Origin of the sequence: Saliphagus sp. GCM10025334, from assembly GCF_042663485.1 — an archaeon.
Classification (GTDB): domain Archaea; phylum Halobacteriota; class Halobacteria; order Halobacteriales; family Natrialbaceae; genus Natronosalvus.
The window spans coordinates 211613-233309 of record NZ_JBHTAF010000004.1; the positions used below are offsets into that span (position 1 = coordinate 211613).

General features: G+C 64.6%; 23 protein-coding genes and 1 pseudogene. 13 read left to right on the forward strand and 11 right to left on the reverse strand.

Annotated elements, in window-relative coordinates:
• Positions 1 to 2: 2 nt before the first annotated feature.
• The 3 genes and pseudogenes from ACFQO4_RS16935 to ACFQO4_RS16945 form a co-directional block, all read left to right on the forward strand.
• A pseudogene (locus ACFQO4_RS16935) lies at positions 3 to 344 on the forward strand (Rpp14/Pop5 family protein); the annotation flags it as partial.
• 411 nt (positions 345 to 755) lie between these two features.
• Positions 756 to 1517 (forward strand): archaeal proteasome endopeptidase complex subunit alpha, encoded by a 762-nt coding sequence (gene psmA / locus ACFQO4_RS16940; RefSeq protein WP_500262033.1) that lies wholly within the window; start codon positions 756 to 758, stop codon positions 1515 to 1517.
• Positions 1518 to 1644: 127 nt separating this feature from the next.
• A complete protein-coding gene (locus ACFQO4_RS16945; protein ID WP_497901897.1) occupies positions 1645 to 2370 on the forward strand; it encodes a ribosome assembly factor SBDS in 726 nt (241 codons plus the stop codon).
• 33 nt (positions 2371 to 2403) lie between these two features.
• Here the strand turns inward: ACFQO4_RS16945 and ACFQO4_RS16950 are convergent, their stop codons facing one another.
• The 3 genes from ACFQO4_RS16950 to ACFQO4_RS16960 form a co-directional block, all read right to left on the reverse strand.
• Positions 2404 to 2709 (reverse strand): FUN14 domain-containing protein, encoded by a 306-nt coding sequence (locus tag ACFQO4_RS16950; protein WP_500262034.1) that lies wholly within the window; start codon positions 2707 to 2709, stop codon positions 2404 to 2406.
• Positions 2710 to 2853: 144 nt separating this feature from the next.
• Positions 2854 to 3141 carry a DUF8028 family protein gene (locus ACFQO4_RS16955; RefSeq protein ID WP_500262035.1) on the reverse strand — a complete coding sequence of 96 codons (288 nt, stop codon included), beginning with the start codon at positions 3139 to 3141 and terminating at the stop codon, positions 2854 to 2856.
• A gap of 183 nt (positions 3142 to 3324) precedes the next feature.
• Positions 3325 to 5529 carry a CDC48 family AAA ATPase gene (locus tag ACFQO4_RS16960; RefSeq protein WP_500262036.1) on the reverse strand — a complete coding sequence of 735 codons (2205 nt, stop codon included), beginning with the start codon at positions 5527 to 5529 and terminating at the stop codon, positions 3325 to 3327.
• Positions 5530 to 5759: 230 nt separating this feature from the next.
• Between ACFQO4_RS16960 and larC the strand changes: the two genes are divergently transcribed.
• Positions 5760 to 7175, forward strand: coding sequence for a nickel pincer cofactor biosynthesis protein LarC (gene larC / locus ACFQO4_RS16965; protein ID WP_500262037.1), 1416 nt, complete (start codon positions 5760 to 5762; stop codon positions 7173 to 7175).
• Between the two features lie 114 nt (positions 7176 to 7289).
• On the opposite strand, the gene ACFQO4_RS16970 is transcribed toward larC, so the two are convergent.
• Positions 7290 to 8096 (reverse strand): hypothetical protein, encoded by an 807-nt coding sequence (locus ACFQO4_RS16970; RefSeq protein ID WP_500262038.1) that lies wholly within the window; start codon positions 8094 to 8096, stop codon positions 7290 to 7292.
• Between the two features lie 94 nt (positions 8097 to 8190).
• Between ACFQO4_RS16970 and radB the strand changes: the two genes are divergently transcribed.
• Positions 8191 to 8889 carry a DNA repair and recombination protein RadB gene (gene radB / locus ACFQO4_RS16975; RefSeq protein ID WP_500262039.1) on the forward strand — a complete coding sequence of 233 codons (699 nt, stop codon included), beginning with the start codon at positions 8191 to 8193 and terminating at the stop codon, positions 8887 to 8889.
• A 4-nt stretch (positions 8890 to 8893) separates the two neighbouring features.
• On the opposite strand, the gene ACFQO4_RS16980 is transcribed toward radB, so the two are convergent.
• Positions 8894 to 9076, reverse strand: coding sequence for a multidrug transporter (locus ACFQO4_RS16980; RefSeq protein WP_500262040.1), 183 nt, complete (start codon positions 9074 to 9076; stop codon positions 8894 to 8896).
• A gap of 83 nt (positions 9077 to 9159) precedes the next feature.
• Complete coding sequence (locus ACFQO4_RS16985; RefSeq protein ID WP_500262041.1) at positions 9160 to 10317, reverse strand: CBS domain-containing protein; 1158 nt, start codon at positions 10315 to 10317, stop codon at positions 9160 to 9162.
• Between the two features lie 102 nt (positions 10318 to 10419).
• On the opposite strand from ACFQO4_RS16985, the gene ACFQO4_RS16990 reads away from it, so the two are divergent.
• The 5 genes from ACFQO4_RS16990 to ACFQO4_RS17010 all read left to right on the forward strand — a co-directional run bounded on the left by ACFQO4_RS16990 (position 10420) and on the right by ACFQO4_RS17010 (position 13894).
• Positions 10420 to 10764: a lycopene cyclase domain-containing protein gene (locus tag ACFQO4_RS16990; RefSeq protein WP_500262042.1), complete on the forward strand. Its 345-nt coding sequence runs from the start codon at positions 10420 to 10422 to the stop codon at positions 10762 to 10764.
• A 106-nt stretch (positions 10765 to 10870) separates the two neighbouring features.
• Positions 10871 to 11629, forward strand: coding sequence for a CAP domain-containing protein (locus ACFQO4_RS16995; protein WP_500262043.1), 759 nt, complete (start codon positions 10871 to 10873; stop codon positions 11627 to 11629).
• Between the two features lie 57 nt (positions 11630 to 11686).
• Complete coding sequence (locus ACFQO4_RS17000; RefSeq protein WP_500262044.1) at positions 11687 to 12490, forward strand: YihY/virulence factor BrkB family protein; 804 nt, start codon at positions 11687 to 11689, stop codon at positions 12488 to 12490.
• 93 nt (positions 12491 to 12583) lie between these two features.
• Entirely contained in the window at positions 12584 to 13288 is a 705-nt protein-coding gene (locus tag ACFQO4_RS17005) for a hypothetical protein (protein ID WP_500262045.1), read from the forward strand.
• 168 nt (positions 13289 to 13456) lie between these two features.
• Positions 13457 to 13894, forward strand: a complete 438-nt coding sequence (locus ACFQO4_RS17010; protein WP_500262046.1) for an arsenate-mycothiol transferase ArsC — start codon at positions 13457 to 13459, stop codon at positions 13892 to 13894.
• A 164-nt stretch (positions 13895 to 14058) separates the two neighbouring features.
• Here the strand turns inward: ACFQO4_RS17010 and ACFQO4_RS17015 are convergent, their stop codons facing one another.
• Together ACFQO4_RS17015 and ACFQO4_RS17020 are read right to left on the reverse strand one after the other, a co-directional pair.
• On the reverse strand, positions 14059 to 14517 hold the full coding sequence (locus ACFQO4_RS17015; RefSeq protein WP_500262047.1) for a response regulator: 459 nt from the start codon (positions 14515 to 14517) through the stop codon (positions 14059 to 14061).
• Between the two features lie 199 nt (positions 14518 to 14716).
• The gene (locus ACFQO4_RS17020; RefSeq protein ID WP_500262048.1) at positions 14717 to 15289 is read right to left on the reverse strand and encodes a peroxidase-related enzyme; all 573 of its coding nucleotides are present in this window, start codon (positions 15287 to 15289) and stop codon (positions 14717 to 14719) included.
• Between the two features lie 180 nt (positions 15290 to 15469).
• Here ACFQO4_RS17020 and ACFQO4_RS17025 point away from each other — a divergent pair, with 180 nt between their 5' ends.
• Complete coding sequence (locus ACFQO4_RS17025) at positions 15470 to 15961, forward strand: metal-dependent hydrolase (RefSeq protein ID WP_500262049.1); 492 nt, start codon at positions 15470 to 15472, stop codon at positions 15959 to 15961.
• A 124-nt stretch (positions 15962 to 16085) separates the two neighbouring features.
• Positions 16086 to 17366 (forward strand): cation:proton antiporter, encoded by a 1281-nt coding sequence (locus ACFQO4_RS17030; RefSeq protein ID WP_500262050.1) that lies wholly within the window; start codon positions 16086 to 16088, stop codon positions 17364 to 17366.
• A 101-nt stretch (positions 17367 to 17467) separates the two neighbouring features.
• On the opposite strand, the gene ACFQO4_RS17035 is transcribed toward ACFQO4_RS17030, so the two are convergent.
• Positions 17468 to 18490, reverse strand: a complete 1023-nt coding sequence (locus tag ACFQO4_RS17035; RefSeq protein WP_500262051.1) for an LLM class flavin-dependent oxidoreductase — start codon at positions 18488 to 18490, stop codon at positions 17468 to 17470.
• 91 nt (positions 18491 to 18581) lie between these two features.
• Entirely contained in the window at positions 18582 to 19466 is an 885-nt protein-coding gene (locus tag ACFQO4_RS17040) for a COX15/CtaA family protein (protein WP_500262052.1), read from the reverse strand.
• A gap of 154 nt (positions 19467 to 19620) precedes the next feature.
• Between ACFQO4_RS17040 and ACFQO4_RS17045 the strand changes: the two genes are divergently transcribed.
• Complete coding sequence (locus tag ACFQO4_RS17045; protein WP_500262053.1) at positions 19621 to 20745, forward strand: M24 family metallopeptidase; 1125 nt, start codon at positions 19621 to 19623, stop codon at positions 20743 to 20745.
• Positions 20746 to 20835: 90 nt separating this feature from the next.
• Here ACFQO4_RS17045 and ACFQO4_RS17050 read toward each other — a convergent pair whose 3' ends face one another.
• The gene (locus tag ACFQO4_RS17050; RefSeq protein ID WP_500262054.1) at positions 20836 to 21585 is read right to left on the reverse strand and encodes an SDR family NAD(P)-dependent oxidoreductase; all 750 of its coding nucleotides are present in this window, start codon (positions 21583 to 21585) and stop codon (positions 20836 to 20838) included.
• Between the last annotated feature and the right edge of the window lie 112 nt (positions 21586 to 21697).

Consider the following 21697-nt stretch of genomic DNA (forward strand, 5'->3'; position numbering starts at 1 on the left):
CCATGAAACACCTCCCAAAACACCTCCGTCCGCGCTGGCGGTACCTCGCCGTCGCCCTCGAGACCCGGCCCGACGTCTCCATCGGTCGGCGAGCCTTCCAGCGGGAGGTCTGGTACGCCGGCCAGAACCTCCTCGGCGACCCGGGGAGTGCGGACGCCGACCTGGCGGTGGTCCGGTTTCGATTCGACGCCGATACAGGGAGCGGGGAGGCGATCATCCGTGTCCGCCACGGCGAGGTCGAGCGCGCTCGAGCCGCGGTCGCCTGCGTCCACAGCGTCGACGACGCGCCGCTGGGTCTGGTCGTTCGGGGGGTGAGCGGGACGATTCGGGGGGCCGAGTCGCACCTGTGACGGGCCGCTCGTCGACGAGATCCCTGGTTTTCGAGCCCGACGTCCGGCCCCTCCATTCGCGAGACTCCCACCCTCCGTGACGGCCGCTCGAGACGGATACTCGGGACGGATACCCGAGACGAATACACCCCCGGACCGCGGTAAGCGAGGCCGGAGGAAGAAAACTATTTAGGACGCCGCCGGTAAGGTCGGGTAGAGAGATTCGTCGTGTTCGACATCGCTGACCGAGTCGTCGGGCGAACGAGCGTCGTTTCCATCCTGTGGCGATGACTGGTGCCGATAGCGGTTATCGGGGAGCAGTCACCCGGCCCAATGGAATCGGTGCCGACGCCGTTTCACCGCGACTCGATGACGCGACCGTCACCACGACACCCCTCGATTCCGATCTAACGTTAACGTGATACTATGCAGGGACAAGCCCAACAGCAGGCGTACGACCGCGGCATCACGATCTTCTCGCCAGACGGCCGACTCTACCAGGTAGAGTACGCTCGCGAGGCGGTCAAACGTGGCACCGCGAGCATCGGCATCCGAACGGCTGGCGGCGTCGTCCTGGCCGTCGACAAGCGGATCCCGTCGCCGCTGCTCGAGGACTCGAGCGTCGAGAAGATCCACAAGGCCGACGACCACATCGGCATCGCGAGCGCCGGCCACGTCGCCGACGCCCGTCAGCTGATCGACTTCGCCCGGCGGCGCGCGCAGGTCAACCACCTCCGCTACGGCGAACCCATCGGCGTCGAGAGCCTGACCAAAGAGATCACCGACCACATCCAGCAGTACACCCAGGTCGGCGGCGCCCGCCCGTTCGGTGTCGCGCTCATCGTCGGCGGTATCGAGAACGGCGAACCCCGCCTCTTCGAGACCGACCCGTCGGGAACGCCCTACGAGTGGAAAGCTCTCGCCGTCGGTGCCGAACGCGGCGAACTCCAGGGCTTCCTCGAGGACAACTACGACGAGGAGGCAGACCTCGACAGCGGCGTCGCGCTCGCGCTCGAGGCGCTCGCGTCAGTCAACGACGACTCCCTCCTCCCCACCGAGGTGGGGCTGGCGACGATCGACGCCGAGACGGAGTCGTTCGTCCAGTTCGACGACGACCGCATCGAGGAGTACCTCGTGGAGAACGAACTGCTCGACGAAGGCGAGGACGAAGACGAGACCGACGAGTAATCTTCGCATCGCGATTGCAACTGCGAGCGCGACCACAACCGCAACTGCGACTGCAACCACTGCCGACGAATCCACCGTCACCGCCCGACGGGAAACACTCTTGTAACATCCGCGGATATCATCAGGTATGATATCGCTCGACGAGGCAGTCACCGCGCGACTCGAGTCACACGGCGCGCGCTTCGAAGTGCTTGTCGACCCGGACGCAGCACTGGCGATCAAACGCGGCGAGTTCGACGGCGACCTCGAGGACGTCATCGCCGCGGAGGACGTCTTCGACAACGCCTCGACGGGCGACCGGCCGGCCGAGAACGACCTCGAGGACGTGTTCGACACCACGGACCCCCTCGAGATCATCCCCGAAGTCATCAAACGTGGAGAGATCCAGATCACGGCCGATCAGCGCCGCGAGATGCAAGAACAGAAGCGAAGGGAACTGATCACGACCATCGCGCGAAACGCCATCAACCCACAGATGGACGACGCGCCCCATCCCCCCGAGCGGATCGAGAACGCCCTCGAGGAGGCCGGATTCACGGTCGATCCGATGGAACCGGCGAGCGAGCAGGTCGACGACGCCCTCGACGCCCTCCGTCCCGTCATCCCGATCCGGTTCGAAGAGATCACCATCGCCGTCCAGATTCCCCCGGAGTACGCCGGGAGCGCCCAGGCGAAGATCCGTCAGTACGGCGACCTCGAGCGCGAGGAGTGGCAACCCGACGGCTCCTGGATTGGCGTCATCACGTTCCCGGCGGGGTTGCAGAACGACTTCTACGACGTCGTCAACGAGAACACGAGCGGCGAGGCCGAAACGCAGATCGTCAGCGACAAGGGAGAGTTGAGCACGCGGTAGCGACAATTCGAAGCGCGAAATTGGAAAGAACAGTTATCCGCGACGGAATCCGATCAGGAAGCCGGCCGTGAAGCCAGCCCCGACGGACATCGTCGAGATGAACGACTCGAGGTAGGTCGGGTCCGCGTGTTCTGAGGTTTTGATCAGTCCGTTTGACAGCGCGTTCCAGTCGACGATGAGGATGCCCTGTGATTCGAGGTACCGGAAGATGACGAGCTGGACGCCGATGATGACGGCGATGAGTTTCGCGATTTTCTTCGCGGCGAAGCCCATGAGAGCGCCGATGGCTGCACCACCACCGAACTCGAGTCCGAGGGCCGTTGGATCGATATTGACCATGATAGAGAGAATTCGAGTCGGTTACCATGACTTTTGTGGTAGGTGGACATTCTCGGGAACCGGGGTCAACGCAGAGTGGACGGTGGCCGACGAAAGCGGAGCAAATTGCCAGCCCAAACTATCGTTTGAAACTGCCAGTGCGAACTACCGCTCGAGTTCGTGCGCGTGGCCCGCGTAGAGCGCCACCAGGTGGACGGCAAGCAGGGCGACGAACAACCCCGTTCGTGTCCCGTCTGAACCGATGGCCAGTATCGGCAGGTACGCGATCGGCAGTACGATTGCCGTCCAGAAACTCGCGACGCGGAGGCGCTCGATGAAACTCTCGGTCGTGGATCTGCGCTCGCCTTCCTGTTCGGGCGTGGAACCGGCTTCTCCGGGCGCTTCCTGGTCGGTTGCGAGGCGACTGTTCTGTGTCGCTCGAGGCCCTGGCATTGGTTACCTGATCGCCAATCCCTTCACCGCGGACGCGTAAATATCGGATACTGCGTTTCAGTGGAATCGGTTCAGTTCACTCGTGTAAGTCGTGATTACCGGCCCGAGTCGATTCGATGCCCGCGAGAAAGAACCGATTACGACCGGCGGGCATCCGAATTACGCCGGCCGTACGATCGTCCGTTACTGGAACCCGATACGACTGCCCCGGCGACCCGTTCCGGGTTCGACCCGGTTCGCGCCGCCCTTGAACTGCTGTTCGATCTGGTCGTAGTACTCGAGGATGTCTTCCGTGATCGTCGGGCGAACGTTCTCCATCGCCTGCCGGAAGTGACGCATCTCGACGAGATCGGCGTCATCGTCCTCGCGAAGGGCTTCGATCGCGGCCTCTCGACCGATCGACTCGAGGTCGCTGCCGACGTACCCCTCCGTGATCTCGGCGATTTCGCGCAGGCTGACGTCCGCAGCCAGGGGGGTGTCGTCGGTGTGGATCTCGAGGATGCGTTCGCGCCCCTCCGTGTTTGGTTCGCCGAGCATGACCAGTCGGTCGAAGCGACCCGAACGGAGGAGGGCGGGGTCGATCATGTCGGGGCGGTTCGTCGCGCCGATCACCATCACGTCCTCCATCTCCTCGAGGCCGTCGAGTTCGGTCAGTAGCTGGTTGACGACTCGTTCGGAGACGTTCGACCCGACTTCGCCACCGCGGCCGGGAGCGAGCGAGTCGAGCTCGTCGAAGAAGATCACCGTCGGGGAGACCTGCCGGGCCTTCCGGAAGGTCTGACGGATGGCCTTCTCGGACTCGCCGACCCACTTGCTGAGCAACTGCGGGCCGCGCACGGAGATGAAGTTGGCGTTGGTCTCGTTGGCGACGGCCTTCGCCATGAGCGTCTTTCCGGTGCCCGGCGGCCCGTACAGCAAGACGCCCGCGGGCGGGTCGATGCCCATCCGCTCGAACTTCTGTGGCTCGCGCAGGGGCCACTCGACGGACTCCTTGACCTGGTCTTTCGCTTCGTCGAGACCGCCGACGTCGTCCCAGCTAACCTTCGGCAACTCGACGAGGACTTCTCGCATCGCCGACGGTTCGACTTCGGCGAGGGCGCCGCGGAAGTCCTCGCGCTTGACGATCATCCGGTCGATCAAACTCGGTGGGATGTCCTCCTCGTCGAGATCGATCTCGGGGAGGTACCGCCGCAGGGCCTTCATCGCGGATTCTTTGGTCAGACTCTCGATGTCCGCGCCGACGAAGCCGTGGGTCTCGTCGGCCAGATGCGAGAGGTTGACGTCGTCGGAGAGGGGCATTCCGCGGGTGTGAATCTGGAGGATCTCCTCGCGGCCCACCTCGTCCGGGACGCCGATCTCGATCTCGCGGTCGAATCGGCCGGGTCGACGGAGGGCGGGGTCGACGCTGTCGACGCGGTTGGTTGCGGCGATGACGATCACCTGGCCGCGAGCCTCGAGGCCGTCCATCATGGTCAGCAACTGGGCGACGACGCGGCGTTCGACCTCGCCGGTGACGTCCTCGCGTTTGGGGGCGATGGAGTCGAGTTCGTCGATGAAAATGATCGCGGGGGACTCCTCGCTGGCGTCCTCGAAGATTTCACGGAGCTGTTGTTCGGACTCGCCGTAGTACTTCGAGATGATCTCGGGGCCGGCGATGGAGAAGAAACTGGCGGAGGTCTCGTTGGCGACGGCCTTCGCGAGCAGCGTCTTGCCCGTCCCCGGCGGGCCGTGCAGGAGCACCCCTTGCGGGGGCTCGATTCCCAGTTTCTTGAAGATCTGGGGGTGTTTCATCGGCAGTTCGACCATCTCGCGGACGCGCTGGATCTCGTTCTGGAGGCCACCGATGTCCTCGTAGGTGATCCCGCCGCCGGTCTTCTCGAAGCCCGAAATCGGCTCCTCGCGGAGTTCGACGTCGGTGTCCTCGGTGATGAGGACGACGCCTTCGGGGTCGGTTTCGACGGCGATCAGCGGAATCGCCTGGCCCGGCGAGCGCATGAACGGATGGTTCGTCGAGCTCATCACGGGAACGATATCGTGGCCGACGACCGGCCGCTTGAGGATCTGGCGTTTCACCATGCCGGCGGCATCGGAGCCGAACTGGACGGAAGCTTCTTCGGGGGGAGCGAGCACGAGCGTGTTCGCCTTCGTGGCCTCGGCCTTCCGGATCGTGACGCGCTCGCCGATGCCGACGTCGGCGTTCTGGCGCGTGAACCCGTCGATCCGGACGGTGTCCGTGTTCCAGTCCTGTCGGTCCGCACGCCAGACCTTCGCAGCGGTCGTCTCCGACCCTTCGATCTCGATGATGTCGCCCGGACTCAGCTTCAGGTGAAGCAAGGTGTCCGAGTCGTTCGGGTACGCTTTCGCGACCTCCAGTTGCACTTCGTTCATGGTTTGGGGTAGACGGGGATGTTCCTGACTCCGACTCGGTGTCGGATAGGTGTTTTGCTCACAGCAGACGCATCGATTCGCGAACGCACCTGTGCTAGCGCCTGTCATATGAGACTGAGTCAGGGAGCTACATAGATGTACCGGCCTCGGTCGTTTTCCGAGACGGAACGAGGGCCTTTCCCGGCGTGGGAGTGCGTGGGTTTTTGGTCACGCTGCCCGCCGTCCTAGTTATGACCAGGAGACTGCTCGCATTCGACGGCCGGATGGGCGCCAGCGGTGACATGCTTCTCGGCGCCCTGCTCGCCGCCGGTGCCGACCGGGCGGCCCTCGAACCCGTCGAGGACGCGCTCGAGGTCGAGTATCGCATCGGGCACACCTCGAAGTGTGGGATTCACGCGACGACGGTCGACGTCGTGATCCCCACCTCCAGCAGCCAGGACGCCCACCTCGAGGCGGCCCGTCACGACGATAGAGAGCGCGGGGACGAGCATAAGGACGACGGTGTGCACGAGCAAGGTTCGGAAAGTGAGGTTGCGGGTGGTCACCATCACCACGGCCACGAAGACGAACACGGCCACGACCACGGGGGCGGCCACGACCACACCCACGACCACGGAAACGACGGTCACGTCCACGCCGAAGGCCACGGCCCCCACCGGAGCTACCTCGAGGTCTGTGACATCGTCCGAGACCTGGACCTTGAGGAGGCAGTCGAAGCCGACGCGCTCGCCATCTTCGAACGACTCGGCGAAGCGGAGGCCGCCGTCCACGGAACCGACCTCGAGTCGATTCACTTCCACGAGGTGGGCGCCGACGACGCCATCGCAGACATCGTCGGCGCCGTCTTGCTGTTACACGACCTCGAGATCGCCCGCGTCGTGACGACGCCCATCTCGACTGGCGGCGGGACCGTCTCGATGAGCCACGGAGAGTACCCGATCCCCGCACCGGCCGTCCTCGAGATCGCGGAGCGGGCCGACTGGGAACTCTCCGGCGGCCCGGTCGAGGCGGAACTCCTGACGCCGACGGGTGCCGCTATCCTGGCTCACGTCGCCGAAGGCGTCGAGACTCTCCCGACGATGACCGTCGAAAACGCGGGCTACGGCGCCGGTGGCTACGACCTCGATCCACACCCGAACGTGCTCCGCGCGCTGGTCGGGACGACTCGAGGGGGCCTCCAGCGCGAGGACATCGCCGTCCTCGAGACGAATCTCGACGACGCGACCCCCGAAGTGCTCGGCGGCCTCCAGGAGACGCTCTCGGACGCGGGCGCTCGAGACGTTTCCATCGTCCCAGTCACCATGAAGAAGTCCCGGCCGGGCCACCTGGTCAAGGTGATCTGCAGACCCACCGACCGGGAACGTGTCGCCCGGCAACTCGCCGAAGAGACGGGAACCCTCGGCATCCGCGACGCCGGCGTCACCCACCGCTGGATCGCTCAGCGCACGTTCGAGACGGTGACCCTCGAGGTCGGCGGCGATGCCTACGAGGTAACGGTCAAGGTGGCGAGCGACGAGGCCGGCGAGGTCTACGACGCGAGCGCGGAGTACGACGACGCCGCGGCCGTCGCCGCCGAGACAGGTGAGCCGATTCAGTCCGTTGTGGCTCGAGCGGAGCGGGCGTTCTGGGCGGAGCGTTCGTCCTGATGCTAAAACTATAAATTATATAATATTTGATGCATATGCCGTAGTAATATGATATGTTTTCTATAGCTTTGGGCATCACACTACTACACCCGACCTCGAGTCACGACCTCGAAATCAGTTCACATCGCCGTTATCGTTGCCGTCTCTTCTGTCGGCGACGTCTCCCCCGCCGCCGTCGTTACCATCGTTTCGATGCACCGCGAGCGCCTCCTCGACCGTCAACTCGCCGCTCGCGACTCGCCTGGCCAGGGTCTCGTCGATCGCCCGATTCGTCTCGCTCCGCTCGCGCGAGCGGTCCTTGATCACCTGGAGCTCTCCCGGCGTCGGTTCGATCTCGCGGGTGTCGATCGCCTCGCCCTCGAGACGGGCGATGTTCACCGCCGCGAGGACGTCACCCATTCCTCTGGCACCGGTGCCGAGGTACGGCGTCGTCCCCGTCTCGTCGACCAACTCGACGCGGACGTCCTCGAGTTCGTTGATCAGTTTGGCTCCCTCGAGGCGTGACCCATCGCCGATGCGGACGACCGGGTCGACGGCATCGTCGCCACGGGCCTCCTCGAGGACGACGTCGACGGCGTCGCCCAGCGGCACCTGGAACGCGGCGACGACGGTCTCCCCCGCGAGCACGGCGATGCCTGGCTGGCGTCCGGGATCGACGCCGACGACGGTTCGACCGTGCTCGCCGCGGATGGTCGCCAGCGCCTGATCGACCGCCTGTCGGCTGTCGTCGGGATCAACGACGATGGTCGGCGCGTCGGCGTCCCTGAACGACTCGGCGTGTTCCGCGCCGGTGAGAATGACGGCAGTTTTCGACGGGAGCGGGTCGTCGGGTTCGATCGTCGTGAACGTCGCACCTCGCTCGCGAAGATCGGCGACGACCTCGTGGTACACTTCGAAGTCCGCAGTAGCGACGACGATCATGCCCCCGCTTCGATCGCCACCGAATAAATTGCTCCGTCTCCGGACCAGCGATCGGTTCCGGGGGGTTTTTGCCCGCTACCTCCCAACTGAGCGCGTGAACGACGAGGCGATATCGACCGGCTGTCCCCCGGTCGACGCGTTGCTCGAGGGCGGGTTCGAACGCGGAGCCGTCACGCAGCTGTACGGCCCGCCAGCGTCGGGGAAGACGAACCTCGCGCTGTCGGCCGCCGTCGAGACGGCCGCTGACGGTGGCACAGCCGTCTTCATCGACACCGAGGGCGTTTCAGTCGACCGGTTCGAACAACTCCTCTCCGCTCGTACCGACGACGTCGAGTCGGTCGCCTCCCGGATCATCATCGAGGACGCCTACGACTTCGACGAACAGGCCGAGGCCGTCCGCGACGCCGCGGACTTCGCGACCCAGGCCGACCTGATCGTCCTCGACAGCGCGACCGGCTTCTACCGGATCGAGCGCGCCGAGGACGGCGAGGCGGGTGACGCCCTCCGGCAGGTGGCCAGCCAGATCACCCACCTGCTCTCGCTCGCGCGCAAGCACGACCTCGCGGTGGTCGTCACGAACCAGGTGTTCGCCGACCCCGACAGCGACCGGACGCGTCCGCTCGGCGGGAACACCCTGGAGCACTGGACGGGCGTGGTGGTCCGCCTCGAGCGATTTCGCGGCGGCAATCGACGGGCGACGCTCACGAAACACCGGTCGAAACCGGCGGGTGAGTCGGCGACGTTCCGGATCACGGGGTCGGGTCTCGAGGGCGACGACGACGCTCGGCCGTAGCGGCTTATGCCAGTCGCCGCGCGGCGACGAGCACGGCGATGGCGGCAACGACGACGCCGATGATCGTCGGCACGAGCTGACCGGCTCCCCACTCCCACCCGAGCACCTGGGTGCCGACGATGGCGACGACGGCAACGAGCAAGCCGAGAACGCTGACGAGGGAGGATTGATCCCTGAATGCGGGCATAGCTACCTGAGACGACGAGCCCTAACGTGATAAAAATGTATAACGTCTGCCGACCCCGTCCGAGCTTCTACTGTACTCCGATTCTAGAGTTCGTTCAACTTCCGGAGCAACTGCCCACGGTACTCCTCGTCGCTGCGAACGCCCTTGAGTTCTAAGACGTTTCGCTCGAGTTTGTCCAGGGCGACCCGGAACGAGTTCTCCGCGCCGTAGCCTTCGCCGGAACCGGCGACCTGCGATTTGTTCGTCCGGAGGCGAATCTGACACTGGATTAGCGGTGTGCCGCGGAGTTTCTCCTTGTGCTCGTGGAACCGGACGTGGGCGTGGTGGACCTGCATGTCCGCGTACTTATCGGAGACCTGTTCAATGCTCTGGACGATGGACTCCCGGGAGATGGTGTCCATGAGCGAGATGTTCGTAATCTGGACGTCCATGTGCTCTTCCTCGGTGAATGTCAGCGCCCGGAGCACGTCGGTCTTGGTGACGACGCCGTCGATGAGGCGGTCGTCGTCCGTCGGCGTAACGACGAGGCCGGCGTAATCGTTCTCGAGCATGGTTTCGACGGCCTCTCGAGCGGTCTTGTCGGCCGTCGTCGTCACCACGGGGCTGTTCATGATGTCGTAGATCGGGACGTCGAGCATCCGCTGGTTGTCGCCGACGCGGTCGCCGGTCGTCATGCGCTCGTTCTCCCGGATGACGAAGTCAGCGATGTCGTGAGTCGTCACGACGCCGGTCAGGTAGCCGTTTTCGTTGACCACCGGCAGCCGGGAGATGCCGTGTTCGCGCAAGTGGTTGATCGCCTTGCCGACGCCGTCGTCCTCCGCGAGCGTGATCGGGTCGGTGGTGTAGATGTCGCCGACGGTGATCGCGTCGAGGTTCTCGAGAACGGCGGTGAGCAAGTCGTCCTCGGTGATGACGCCCCAGAGGTTCTCGCCCTCGAACACCGGCGCGACCTTGGTGTTGCCCTCGACGAGCATGCGGGCGACCTCCCGGACGTCCTCGTGCCGATCGACTTTCGGCGCCGGGTCGTTGCGACTCGGCTTGATCAACGCCGCCACCTTGGCGTCGTCTTCGACGTGTGACTGGAGTACCTCGCGTTCGCTGATGACGCCAGCGTACTCTCCGTCGTCGGTTACGATCAGGCCCTTGGGGTTGCCGTCCTCGAACGTCGAACGGACTTTCCCCATTCGCGTCCCGACGTCGACCTCGATGTACTCCGTGGTGGCGATATCGGCGATATTCATCGTTCCATCTGTCCCTTCTCTCGCTGGACTATTTAACGTACCGCCCGCCCCTGTACCCCGTGACTACCGGGTGTTTTTATGTACCGCCGTTCTGGTCGTGACATGGCTCGAGACATTTCCGTCTTCGGCCGGTACACCTACCTCGCGACGGAGATTTTCTGGGGTGCCGTCGCGTTCGTATTGCTGCGACGGGCCGGCGCGCTAAAACGAGCGGCCGTGACCATCCTCGCGCTGTACCCCATCGCGTACGTCTGGGACTGGTACACGCTCGAGGTCGGCGTCTTCGACATTCAGTTGCGAACGGGCTACGAAGTCGGCGGCATCCCGATCGAAGAACACCTGTTCATGGCCGTCGTCCCTGGCCTCGTCATTGCCTTCCACGAGACGATTTTCGGCTCGAGTGCGGCCACCCCTCTCGAGAACGGTCCCTCGTCAGCCGAGCGGTAGTCCGCGCGTCGTCACGAACGACCGCCTCGGCGCGACCTCTCTCGCCAGACGACACTCACAATCGGTAGTTAGTTACTGTCGTTCGTGGAGGTACACCTGTACACCCATGAGCAGACGCGGTCGCCGACTCGAGCGAACGAGGTCGTCAAGCGAGCGCCAGACGAACAGAGCGAGTCTGAACCTCACGTCGCTCGTGATGACCGCCGTTCTGATCGGCGCGATCGTTCTCGCGGGCGTCGTGCTCGCCCCGCAGGCCATCGCGTTCGTCGAGGACGAACTCGGCCCTTCCGTCGAGCCGCCGGAACCGGGCGACCGAAACCCGCCCGTCACCGATCCCGACGACCCCGGCCACTCGAGTTACGAAACCGAGACTGAACGGGTCGACTCGAACGCCGTCGAGGACCGGGTTCACGAACTCGTCAACGAACGACGCGCCGAACACGGCCTTGAGCCGCTCGCGTGGGACGGGACGGTCGCCTCGGTGTCCCGCGCCCACAGCCAGGACATGCACGCGGACGATCGATTCGCCCACGTGAACGCCGACGACGAGTCGCCGTACGATCGGTTCAGCGACGTCGCCGACTACTGCCGAGCGTATGGAGAGAACATCGCGCTCACGAGCGTCGGCACGACGGTCGAACGCTCTCACGACGGCGAACACGTCGAGTACCAGACCGCAGACGAACTCGCCGAAGGGCTCGTCGAGCAGTGGATGCACTCCGACGAACACCGAGCGACGATCCTCGAGGAGAGCGACGGGATCGAGGGCTGGGACCGGGGCGGCGTCGGCGTCTACATCGCCGACGACGGGCGGGTGTTCGCGACCCATAACTTCTGTACGGTGCGCAAAACCTTCGACTGGTAACACCTTCGTCGTCGATACTTCGCATACCCTTAAGTTCTCCTCGTGGAAGCCGACGGCATGAGCCACCAGTCGGACCGCGACGTTCGTACCATCGTACGAGGAGTCGTCGGAACCGCACGGGAGCGAGAGATCACGTTCCTCGCCGCCGGATTCGCCTACTACGCGTTCGTCTCGCTCTTTCCGATGATCGTGCTGGCGCTCGTCGTCGGGACCCTCGTCGGCGGCCAGCAGGTCGCAGAGGACCTGATCGTGCTGGCCGGCGACTTCCTCCCCGACGCTGGCGAGGACCTCGTGCTCGAGGCGCTCACCGCCGAGTCGGGGCGAACCGAGGCGACCGTCGTCGCCCTCGCCGTCTCGACGTGGGGGGCGTTGAAGGTCTTTCGCGGGCTGAGCCTCGCGTTCGACCGCGTCTACGATACTGTCGCCGAGGATTCGCTGCTCGACCAGATTCGCGACGGAATCACGGTCATCCTGACGATCGTCCTCGCACTCTTGCTCATGATCCTGGTCGGGGCGGTGATCGGCCTCCTCGCCGGGAGGGTTCCCTACGTCGGTGTCCTCAGCTGGCTCGGCTTACTCCTGGGGCTCGTCCTGGTGTTCCTGCCGCTTTACTACGTGTTGCCCCCAATTCCCGTCGACCTTCGCGAGGTGATTCCGGGCGCGTTCTTCGCAGCGATCGGCTGGGTACTTCTTCAGGCCGGTTTCCAGCTCTACGCCGCGAACGCCGGGCAGTACGAGGCCTACGGGGCGATCGGTGCCATCCTGTTGTTCGTCACCTGGCTCTACTTCGCCGGCATCCTGATCCTGCTGGGGGCGGTCATCAACGTGGTGTTTTCCCGCCCGCGACTCGTCCCGACGTAGCCGCGGCCGCAGGAACGGCAAGCGAGCGAGGGGTGAATTTCGTCCCTTCCAAACGGGGAAAATTTATGCCGACTCGAGCGCCAGACGTGAGCGATGAGCGAGCACGACGGGGCGGACGACGATTCGGGGGAGCAGGGGGCTAAAAGCGAAGACGACGGTCCGAGGGGGGAGAAGACCAATAGTGAACACGAGGGACCCGGCGGCGGGCCGAAACGGGTCGTCTCGAACACGAGCGTCGACGACATTCTCGACTCGCTGAACGAGACGAATGCTGGCGACACTCGCGCTCAACCCGACCCATCCGCTGACTCGAGGGAACAACTCGACGAGGAGGCGAGCCTCGATGAGGCCGAAGGAGAAGGAACGGGTCCCGTCGAAGAGGAGGGAACGGGGGCCGTCGAAGGCAGCGATAGAGAAGCGGAAACCGAGCAAGCGGAGACCGCCGACGAAAACGGTCGAGCACCGGAAACCGAGCAGGTGCCGAACGACGAATCAACCCTGAGAACCTCGAGTCAGGACGCCCTCTCGAGTCGCGTCGAGCGCGGAGCCGTGACGGGCGCCGACGTCCGGGCCGCAGAGGCCGGCGAGGGCCGCGAGCGAACCCCGGACATCGACGAGATCGACCTCTCGCTCGACGACCTCGAGACGAGTAAACCGTCCGAATCCGAGGTGTCCGGGTCGACCGCCGCTTCTACTTCCAATCGGGCCGACGACCCTGCTCCCTCGAGCGGCGAAGCCGACGACCCGGGGGACTCGAACGGACTGCTCGCTCGCCTGCGCAACCTGTTCTCGCAGTGAGTCAACGCGGTGAGTCGCCGGACACGGGTCGCGCCCGCCTCCGTACTATTCCCCGGACCGCCCGACTGTTCCTTTCGAAACGTGGCCGCACTATCGACTCCGTATGTGATCGTATCACACGGTGCGACTCATATGAACCGTTAGGTTCCTCGAGCGACGACGTCGACCATGACGCGAATCGCACTGGTGTGTGTCAAGAACGCCGGCCGCAGTCAAATGGCGACCGCCTACGCCGAACGGGAACGGGCGGCCCGCGGGCTCGAGGACGAGGTCGAGATTCTCTCCGGCGGAACCCGCCCGGCCGATGCGGTCCACGACGAAGTGCAGGAAGCCATGGCCGAGGAGGACTTCGACCTCGGCGGGCGGATGCCGACGTCGATTACCACCGACGAACTCGAGGCCTGTGACGTCGTGGCGACGATGGGCTGTTCGACGCTCGACCTCGATACCGAGGTCGACGTTCGCGACTGGGCCCTCGAGGATCCTCACGGGAAAACACTCGAGCGAGTGCACGAGATTCGCGAGGACGTCCGACGACGGGTGATCGCGCTGTTCGACGAACTCGAGTCGGGGCGGGATCTCGAGCCGGTCACAGAGTATATATGAAAGCTCTGTTGAACCCTCTCCGATAGGTTTGCACTGCTGTGCTGTATTCAGAGACTATTACCGGTGCGGGTAGCCGCACCCTACACGTGCGTACTGATCGTGCCAGAATATCGTTCTTTTAGGCCACACGTGAAGCACTCAGCTATCGAATCGTCAGTAGGAACTCAGGCTTCTTCGGGTTCCTCTTGAATGAGCGCCATCCAAAATCCCTCGATTTCCTGGACGAATTCGATATAATCCTCTGGTTCAACTGGCTTCTGGACGAAATGATCCACGTCGATTCCCTTCGATTTGAATATGTCTGCTCCAACCTCCGAACTCGTGAGGACAACAACCGGGATCTCACGGAGTGAGGGTTCGTTCTTCAGTTCAGCTAGGACGTCCGTACCACTTCTTCCAGGTAACTTCGGTTCAAGCAGGATGAGATCAGGACGCGGTTCATCTGCATACTCTCCTCGCTGATTGACGAAATCGAGGGCTGCGTCGGCATCAGCGACGGTGTAGAGACTATTCTTGAGTCTCGCGTCTTTGAATGATTCCGTAAAGAGACGGGTATCCCCGGGATTTGGTTCGACCAGTAATATGGTTACCAGCCGATTCTCCTGCTCACTGTCTGAAGCCATTATAGATGATTTTGACCGAACAGTGAAAAGGCTGCGGCCAATTGGCATTGATCTGTACTTTCTCTGTATTAACCGCTTACCACTACGAACCTCGAGCGACTCCTCGTGCGACATTCGTGCTCTGTATCCATCACGCGATTCCTGTCGGGATTGAAGATATTCAACAGAGACGTGGGCAAACACTGAACACGGCGTGGCGTTACTCACGACCCAGCGTGTGAAACTCCTCGTTCGGTCGCATGTCGGCCAGTTGAGCCATCCGATTCGAGAGGTTGAAAAACGCCGCCACCGAGCCGATGTCCCAGATCGCCTCGCGGCTGAAGCCGTGGTCCTCGAGGCGCTCTAAGTCCGCCTCCTCGACGGTCGCCTGGTCGGTCGTGAGCGCGACTGCCAGGTCGAGCATCGCCCGGTGGCGGTCGCTGACGTCGGCGTTCCGGTAGTTCGAAATGAGTTGATCCGCGAGCAGCGGGTCGTCCCCGTAGAGGCGAACGAGCGCGCCGTGGGCCGTGTTGCAGTAGTAGCAGTCGTTCGCGCCGCTGACGGCCACGATGATCATCTCGATCTCGAGGCGCGTGAGTTCGGTGTCCTCGACGAGCGCGTCGTAGTACTGGAAGAACGCCCGGAAGTGGGAGGGTCGGTAGGCGTACGCGAGGAACACGTTCGGCGTGAAGCCAGCGCGTTCGGTCTCCTCCTCGATGCGCTCTCGGAGGTCTTCGGGCAGGTCTTCGACGTTCGGCACCGGAAATCGCGTCATCGGATCGACGTCGGTCATGGTCTCGAGGACGGGCGCCTCGAGGAAAACGTTCCGGGTCCGAGTCGTCAGGACGGCACCTCGAGTCTGCCGATAACCCTACACTTCGGGACACGGATCGCTCCGGGACGCCTATCGCCATCGAGACGGATCGTTCAGAAGGATTATGCCACGGCTGTACGTGCCCTCGAGTAGAGGTCCATGTATCAACTCGGTCACTACGGCGTCGCCCTCTTCCTCTACGCGCCCGTCGCCGTCTGGCTCGGTCTCGCCGGCGAGGAGTTCGTCGCCCTCCTGGGCGCCGTCGTCTGTCTCTCTTTCTCGACGCTTCCGGACTGCGATCACAGCCTGCCGTTCGTCGCCCACCGCGGGATCACGCACACGATCGGGTTCGTCCTCCTGGTCCCGGCCGTAGTCGCTGGCGCGGCCTACGTAGCTCTCGAGGTGACGATGGGTTCGCCGGACCCGGTCGTCGTGGGGTTCATTTACGGCGTCACCGCGCTATCGCTCGGCTCGCATCTGCTGGCCGACGCGCTCACGCCGATGGGAATTACCCCTTTCTGGCCGCTCTCCTCGTACCACGTCTCGCTCCGAGTCACGACCGCGAAGAATCCGGTCGCCAACTACGCCCTGTTCGCGCTCGGAATCGCCGCGAGCGTCGCGTCGATCGCCGTCGTGACTGGTGGCTGGTAGCCGATCCGACGGGACAGCCTCGTCGAGTCGCTTGCTCCGGTGCTCTGACTCGTCGACGATCGGTGACGACCACTCCTCGTCGACCCCCGACACCTTTCACCGCGGTTGTCGGAATACACGCTGGATGAGCGCCTACGAAATCGCGTTGATCGTCGTCGCCTTCGCCATAGTGGGCGCTGTGTTGCTCCCGCGGTTTCTGACGGACAAACCGCTCTCGCTGCCGATGATCTACGTCGGGTTCGGCGCGGCCCTGTTCTGGATCGTCCCCGGATTACCGGCGCTCGACCCGGTCGCCAACTCCGGCGTGACGGAGCGACTCACCGAACTCGTCGTGATCATCGCGCTGATGGGGGCCGGGTTGAAAATCGACCGTCCGTTCGACGTATTGGGTTGGGGATCGACCTGGCGACTCCTCGCGATCACCATGCCGGTGTCCATCGCACTGCTGGCCGCTCTCGGGTGGTACGTCGCCGGGCTGCTCGTCCCCACGGCAATTCTCCTCGGCGCGGTCCTCGCGCCGACCGATCCCGTTCTGGCGTCGGACGTCGAGTCCGGCGCCCCGCTCACCGAACTCGAGGAAGAGCAGTCGGACGAGCACGAGTGGGGATCCGTTCGATTCTCGCTCACGTCGGAGGCGGGCCTCAACGACGGGTTGGCCTTTCCGTTCACGTACCTCGCGATCGCGACCGCCTCGGCGAGCACGGCCAGGTATGGCTGGCTGACAGACTGGTTCCTGGTCGACGTGCTGTACAGGATCGGCGTGGGACTCGTCGTAGGATACGTCGTTGGACACGTGATGGCCCGGGTGGTGTTCTACGCGCCGTCGCTGTCGCGGCGAGAGGAAGTGATGGCCGGAGCGGAGGCACTCGCGGCGACGCTCTTCGCCTACGGACTGGCCGAGTTGCTCGGCGGGTACGGATTTATCGCCGTGTTCGTCGCTGCCCTCGAACTCCGCCGATTCGAGTGGGAACACGATTACTACCAACACCTGCACGACTTCGCCGCTATCGTCGAACGACTCCTCATGGCGACGGTGCTGGTGCTGTTCGGCGGCGCGATCGCGGGCGGCCTACTGACGCCGTTGACGTGGGATGGCGCAGCGCTCGGTCTCGCTTTCCTGTTTGTGATCCGTCCTTTCGCTGGTGGAATCGCCTTCCTCGGCTCCGACGCGCCGACGGCTGACCGCACCGTCATCTCGTTCTTCGGCATTCGCGGTATCGGCTCGTTTTACTACCTGTCCTTCGCGCTGGCCCACGCGTCGTTCGAGGAACTCGAGTTGCTCATCGCCGCGGAGTGGTTGTGGGCCTTCGTTGGCTTCGTCGTCCTCGTCTCGGTGTTCGTTCACGGGTTTGCGGCCAGTCCCGTGATGCGTGCTGTAGACGAACGCCGCCCCGCGGACGGATAAGCGCTAGTCTCGAGCGTCGGTTTCCTGCCCTCGTTCCGGGCATCTATCCCGTGTCCTGACAGGTGTGCGCCCACGATCTACCACACTGCCGGTGGCGACGGTCACTCGAGGCCGACGCCCTCGGCCAGGAGTTCGTGGGACTGCAGCACGTCTTCGTGATCAGCAATGAGGTTCTGGACCATCACCTCGGAGACGCCGACGCGGTCGGTCAGTTGGTCGAGGAGCCCCGCCAGCGTGTCCGGGTCGCCGGAGATCGCTCGCGGCCACTGCCCGTCCTTGAGTTCTCGCGGCGTCGGTTCGGGCACCCCACCGAGTTCAGAAATCGCCGTCTCGACCGGTGGCAGGGAGCCGGTGACGCCCCGCTGCATTCGTTTGTACGACGCCTCCGCAGTCGCTCGCAGGCGGGCCGCCTCCCGATCGGTCTCGGCGCACGCGGCGTTGACCGCCAGCATCCCGTACGGGTCGTCGGGACCGGCACCAATTGTAGATGGCTCGAACGCGTCCCGGTAGACCTCGAACGCTCGCTCGGCGAGTGTCGGCCTGATGAACGCCGCAAAGCAGTAGCGGAGGCCGAGTTCGCCCGCAATCTTCGCACTCGAGGGACTCGAGCCGAGTACCCAGAGATCCGGCGGGCCGGTGCCGGAGCGCGCCAGGGTGAGGTCGGCGTAGGCGTGATCGTCTCCGAACCCGTCGTAGAGGTGATTCGCGACGGCTTCGATCTTCTCGGCGTGATCGCGGTCGGGATTCTCGCTCACCCGCGAGGTCTGGAGTGCGCTGTCGGCGGCCGGGAGTCCGGTCGCGCGGCCGAGGCCGAGGTCGATCCGTCCGGGGGCGAGCGAATCGAGGACGCCAAACGCCTCGGCGACCTTGAACGGGCTGTAGTGGTTGAGCAGGACCGTTCCGGACCCGAGCCTGATCTCCTCGGTTCGGGCGGCGAGGTGGCCGATCAGCACCTCGGGGGTCGTCCCCGCGATGGAATCGGCCATTCCGTGGTGCTCGGCGACCCAGAACCGCTCGTAGCCCACTCGTTCGGCCAGCTTCGCGAGTGAGATCGTGTTTTCGTAGGCGTCGGTTGCCGTCTCTCCCTCGCGAACGGGCGAGAGGTCGACGATGGAGAGGTCCATGTCTCGAGGCTAGCGATTGCGGTGGAAAAGGGTTCTCGAGGCGGAAATCCGGACGCGCTAGACTCGTACGTTCGGACGAGAGAGGTACGAATCAGCTCGAAAGCGGCGCACCGGACCGACCGCCCCGCAGTTCCGCTCGACTCGCCCAGGCACCGACGAGGAGCGCCACGATCAGGGCGCCTGCGGCGAGCACGTAGAGCAGGTCGAGCGCCGACGAGACGGTCATCACGGATTCGCGGCTGAGAAACAGCGTTACTACGGTCAACACGACGCCCGCACCGATCGCCACGCGAGGGAGCCGTCCCTCGAGAACGGCGCGGCCGACGACCGTCGCCAGCACGACGGCCCCGACGAGCGTCAGGAGCAATACCATCTGGATCGTCAGGGTCGTGGGCGTGTTCTGCGAAATGAACAGCGGGCTCAAGGTCACCTGGACCGGGACCGTGAGGGCCGCGACGACGAGCGCGGCGACGAGGTACCGGCCCGTAAGGCGGTGGTGCAGGGCGATGACGAGCGCGAGGACGAAGCAGACGAAGATCACGATGGCCGTCCAGAAGTGGAGGTTGAGAATCTCGTACTCGTAGGTGAGGACGGTTTCTCGACCGAGCAACACCTGGATCGGCGTCAACAGGGCTCCAGCGACGACGAGGCCCGTGATCCGTCGATCGACTGCCTCGTCGAAGTACCCGACGAGCGCGGAGGCGACGATGGCGAACCCGGCGAACATCGCAACGAGACGGTGGAACCACTCCCAGAAGCTCGGCCGTCCCTGCGGGAGCAGGTTCAGGAAGCCGCCGTCACAGACCGGCCAGTTGGCGTCACAGGCCAGTCCGGAACCGGTCGTTCGTGTGGCGACGCCGAGAACGATCGTTCCCGCCACGAGCGCGACCGTCACGGTGAGCAGGGCGGAGAACCCCCGTTGGCCGAGGTCGATCGGCAATCGCGAGGAATCGGACGTGTGAGAATCGTACGACACGGTCTTTCAGCGGGGGTTAGGTGCGCCCGTATTTGAATCGTCCGCGTTCGTCCCACCGCGTGGGAACCGGGCCGAACACCATCGACACGAAGCGCCAGCGACACCGAGACGCGCCCTTCGTCGGATTCAAGAACCCGCCACCCGACCCACCGGCATGGAAAAACTCGAGCGACTGGACGCACTTCTCGAGGCGAAGGACCTGGCGTCGGTCTGGTTCGCCCGTCCGAACTCGTTCGCGTGGTTGAGCGGCGGCAGCTCGGTCGTCGATCGTGAGGGCGACGTCGGCGTCGGGGCCCTCGGCTACGACGGCGACGAGGTGACGCTGCTGGCTGACACCATCGAGATCGACCGCCTGTACGAGGAAGAGCTGCCAGACCTCGAGGCCGCAGGTGTATCGGTAACTCGCGAAGCGTTTCCCTGGTACGAACGCTCGCTGCTCGAGGTCCTCGCGGAGTCCGTCGAGGGACCCGCGGCCGTAGACGTCGACGTCCCCGGCCTCGAGCACCTCGACCCCGCGACGGTTCGTCAGCCCCTGACCGCGACCGACTGCGAGCGCTACCGCGACCTCGGTCGGGAGACGGCGGCGGCCGTCGAGGCCGTCTGCCGGGAACTCCAGCCCGACGACACGGAAGACGAGGTCACCGCGGCGCTCACGGTTTCACTCGCCGCCCGAAACATCGAGGCCCCGGTCGTCCTCGTGGGCGGCTCCGAACGCGCACAGAAATACCGCCACTACACGCCGAAGTCGGTCGAGTTCGGCGACTACGCCCTCGTCTCGGTGACCACCCAGCGCCACGGCCTGCACGCCAGTTGCACCCGCGCCGTCGCCTTCGACCCGCCGGAGTGGCTCGCGGAGCGTCATCGTCACGCCGCCCGCGTCGAGACGACTGCGCTGGCCGCGACCCGGGACGCTGCCAGGGAGGGCGACACGGCCGGCGACGTCTTCGCCGAGATTCAGGCGGCCTACGACGCCCTCGGCCACACCGGCGAGTGGGAACGCCACCACCAGGGTGGGGCCGCCGGCTTCACCGGGCGCGAGTGGATCGCGACGCCGGACCACGAGGCGCTCGTGACCGCGCCGATGGCTTACGCCTGGAATCCGACCGTCCAGGGTGCCAAGAGCGAGGACACCGTCCTGGTCTCGGACGATGGTTTCGAGACGCTGACGGACGCCGGAACTGGAACCGGTACCGACGACGACTGGCCGACCATCGAGGTCAAGGCGGTCGGCGAGTACGACCTCGAACTCGAGCGGCCCGCGGTGCTCGGTCTCGAGTGAGTTGCGATCGGTTCTGATTTCGATTTCGCTCTCGAGTGACCTGTTACCGACCCTGCTCTCGAGGAAGCAGGTCCGCGCTTCGACGCAGACTCAGGTCATTATTCGCCGAACCACCGGCTCGGGTAACGCCTCGAACAGCCACGCGACCAGCCGCCAGCGCCGGGTGACGTAGACGTGGGAGCGTTCCCGGCGGATCGCTCGAGCGATCTGTGCGGCCGCCGTCCCCGGCGAACTGATCCAGAACGGTTCGTCTGCGAGCATGAGGTCGGTGTCGACGAATCCGGGTTCGACCGTCGTGATCGTCACGTCTGCCGAGCGGGTCGCCTGGCGGTGTCTGAGCCCCTCGAGGTACGTCGAGACGAAGGCCTTCGAGGCGTTGTAGGCAGGCGAACTGGGGTTCCCGAACCGGGAGGCTACCGACGAGATCCCGACGAGGTGGCCGTCGCGCTCGCTCTCGAACGCCTGACGAGTCTCGAAGTGCTCCATCGCCGCCGTCGCCAGCGCGGTAAAACCGCGGACGTTGACGTCGATCGTCTTCCGTTCGTGATTCCATTCGAGGCCGTGATTGGGGCCACCGACGCCCGCGCTGAGGACGACGAGGTCGACCGGGGGCATAGCCTCGATCAAATCGTCGAAGCCGGCCCTGGCGTCCTCGACGTCGGTGACGTCCATCGTCGCGACGTAGGCGCTCGTCGGCAGGGATTCGCCGATCGACGACAGCCGTTCGGTTCGCCTCGCCGCGAGGCCGAGTTCGTACCCTTCCGCGGCGAGTTCGCGGGCGAGCGCTTCTCCGATACCGGAGGAGGCGCCGACGACGATCGCCCCTCGAGTCGTGGACATGGGCGTGCATTCGGCGTAGACGGTATAGTCGTGTTGACTCGAGCGGTCACTGACCAAAAATCGGTGCGTCCACCGGCCGTACCGACGTCTCGCAGCGTACGGCAGAAGGCGC

Bases quoted from the DNA above. Each gene is read 5' to 3' on its own strand.
- psmA (WP_500262033.1), top strand. From the start codon at position 756: ATGCAGGGACAAGCCCAACAGCAGGCGTACGACCGCGGCATCACGATC.
- ACFQO4_RS17000 (WP_500262044.1), top strand. From the start codon at position 11,687: ATGAGCCACCAGTCGGACCGCGACGTTCGTACCATCGTACGAGGAGTC.
- ACFQO4_RS16970 (WP_500262038.1), bottom strand. From the start codon at position 8,096: ATGATCGTCGTCGCTACTGCGGACTTCGAAGTGTACCACGAGGTCGTC.
- ACFQO4_RS16990 (WP_500262042.1), top strand. From the start codon at position 10,420: ATGGCTCGAGACATTTCCGTCTTCGGCCGGTACACCTACCTCGCGACG.
- ACFQO4_RS16985 (WP_500262041.1), bottom strand. From the start codon at position 10,317: ATGAATATCGCCGATATCGCCACCACGGAGTACATCGAGGTCGACGTC.
- ACFQO4_RS16980 (WP_500262040.1), bottom strand. From the start codon at position 9,076: ATGCCCGCATTCAGGGATCAATCCTCCCTCGTCAGCGTTCTCGGCTTG.
- ACFQO4_RS16945 (WP_497901897.1), top strand. From the start codon at position 1,645: ATGATATCGCTCGACGAGGCAGTCACCGCGCGACTCGAGTCACACGGC.
- ACFQO4_RS17030 (WP_500262050.1), top strand. From the start codon at position 16,086: ATGAGCGCCTACGAAATCGCGTTGATCGTCGTCGCCTTCGCCATAGTG.
- ACFQO4_RS17050 (WP_500262054.1), bottom strand. From the start codon at position 21,585: ATGTCCACGACTCGAGGGGCGATCGTCGTCGGCGCCTCCTCCGGTATC.
- larC (WP_500262037.1), top strand. From the start codon at position 5,760: ATGACCAGGAGACTGCTCGCATTCGACGGCCGGATGGGCGCCAGCGGT.
- ACFQO4_RS16955 (WP_500262035.1), bottom strand. From the start codon at position 3,141: ATGCCAGGGCCTCGAGCGACACAGAACAGTCGCCTCGCAACCGACCAG.
- ACFQO4_RS17015 (WP_500262047.1), bottom strand. From the start codon at position 14,517: ATGGCTTCAGACAGTGAGCAGGAGAATCGGCTGGTAACCATATTACTG.
- ACFQO4_RS17010 (WP_500262046.1), top strand. From the start codon at position 13,457: ATGACGCGAATCGCACTGGTGTGTGTCAAGAACGCCGGCCGCAGTCAA.
- ACFQO4_RS17020 (WP_500262048.1), bottom strand. From the start codon at position 15,289: ATGACCGACGTCGATCCGATGACGCGATTTCCGGTGCCGAACGTCGAA.
- ACFQO4_RS17025 (WP_500262049.1), top strand. From the start codon at position 15,470: ATGTATCAACTCGGTCACTACGGCGTCGCCCTCTTCCTCTACGCGCCC.
- ACFQO4_RS16960 (WP_500262036.1), bottom strand. From the start codon at position 5,529: ATGAACGAAGTGCAACTGGAGGTCGCGAAAGCGTACCCGAACGACTCG.
- ACFQO4_RS16995 (WP_500262043.1), top strand. From the start codon at position 10,871: ATGAGCAGACGCGGTCGCCGACTCGAGCGAACGAGGTCGTCAAGCGAG.
- ACFQO4_RS17035 (WP_500262051.1), bottom strand. From the start codon at position 18,490: ATGGACCTCTCCATCGTCGACCTCTCGCCCGTTCGCGAGGGAGAGACG.
- ACFQO4_RS16950 (WP_500262034.1), bottom strand. From the start codon at position 2,709: ATGGTCAATATCGATCCAACGGCCCTCGGACTCGAGTTCGGTGGTGGT.
- ACFQO4_RS17005 (WP_500262045.1), top strand. From the start codon at position 12,584: ATGAGCGAGCACGACGGGGCGGACGACGATTCGGGGGAGCAGGGGGCT.
- ACFQO4_RS17045 (WP_500262053.1), top strand. From the start codon at position 19,621: ATGGAAAAACTCGAGCGACTGGACGCACTTCTCGAGGCGAAGGACCTG.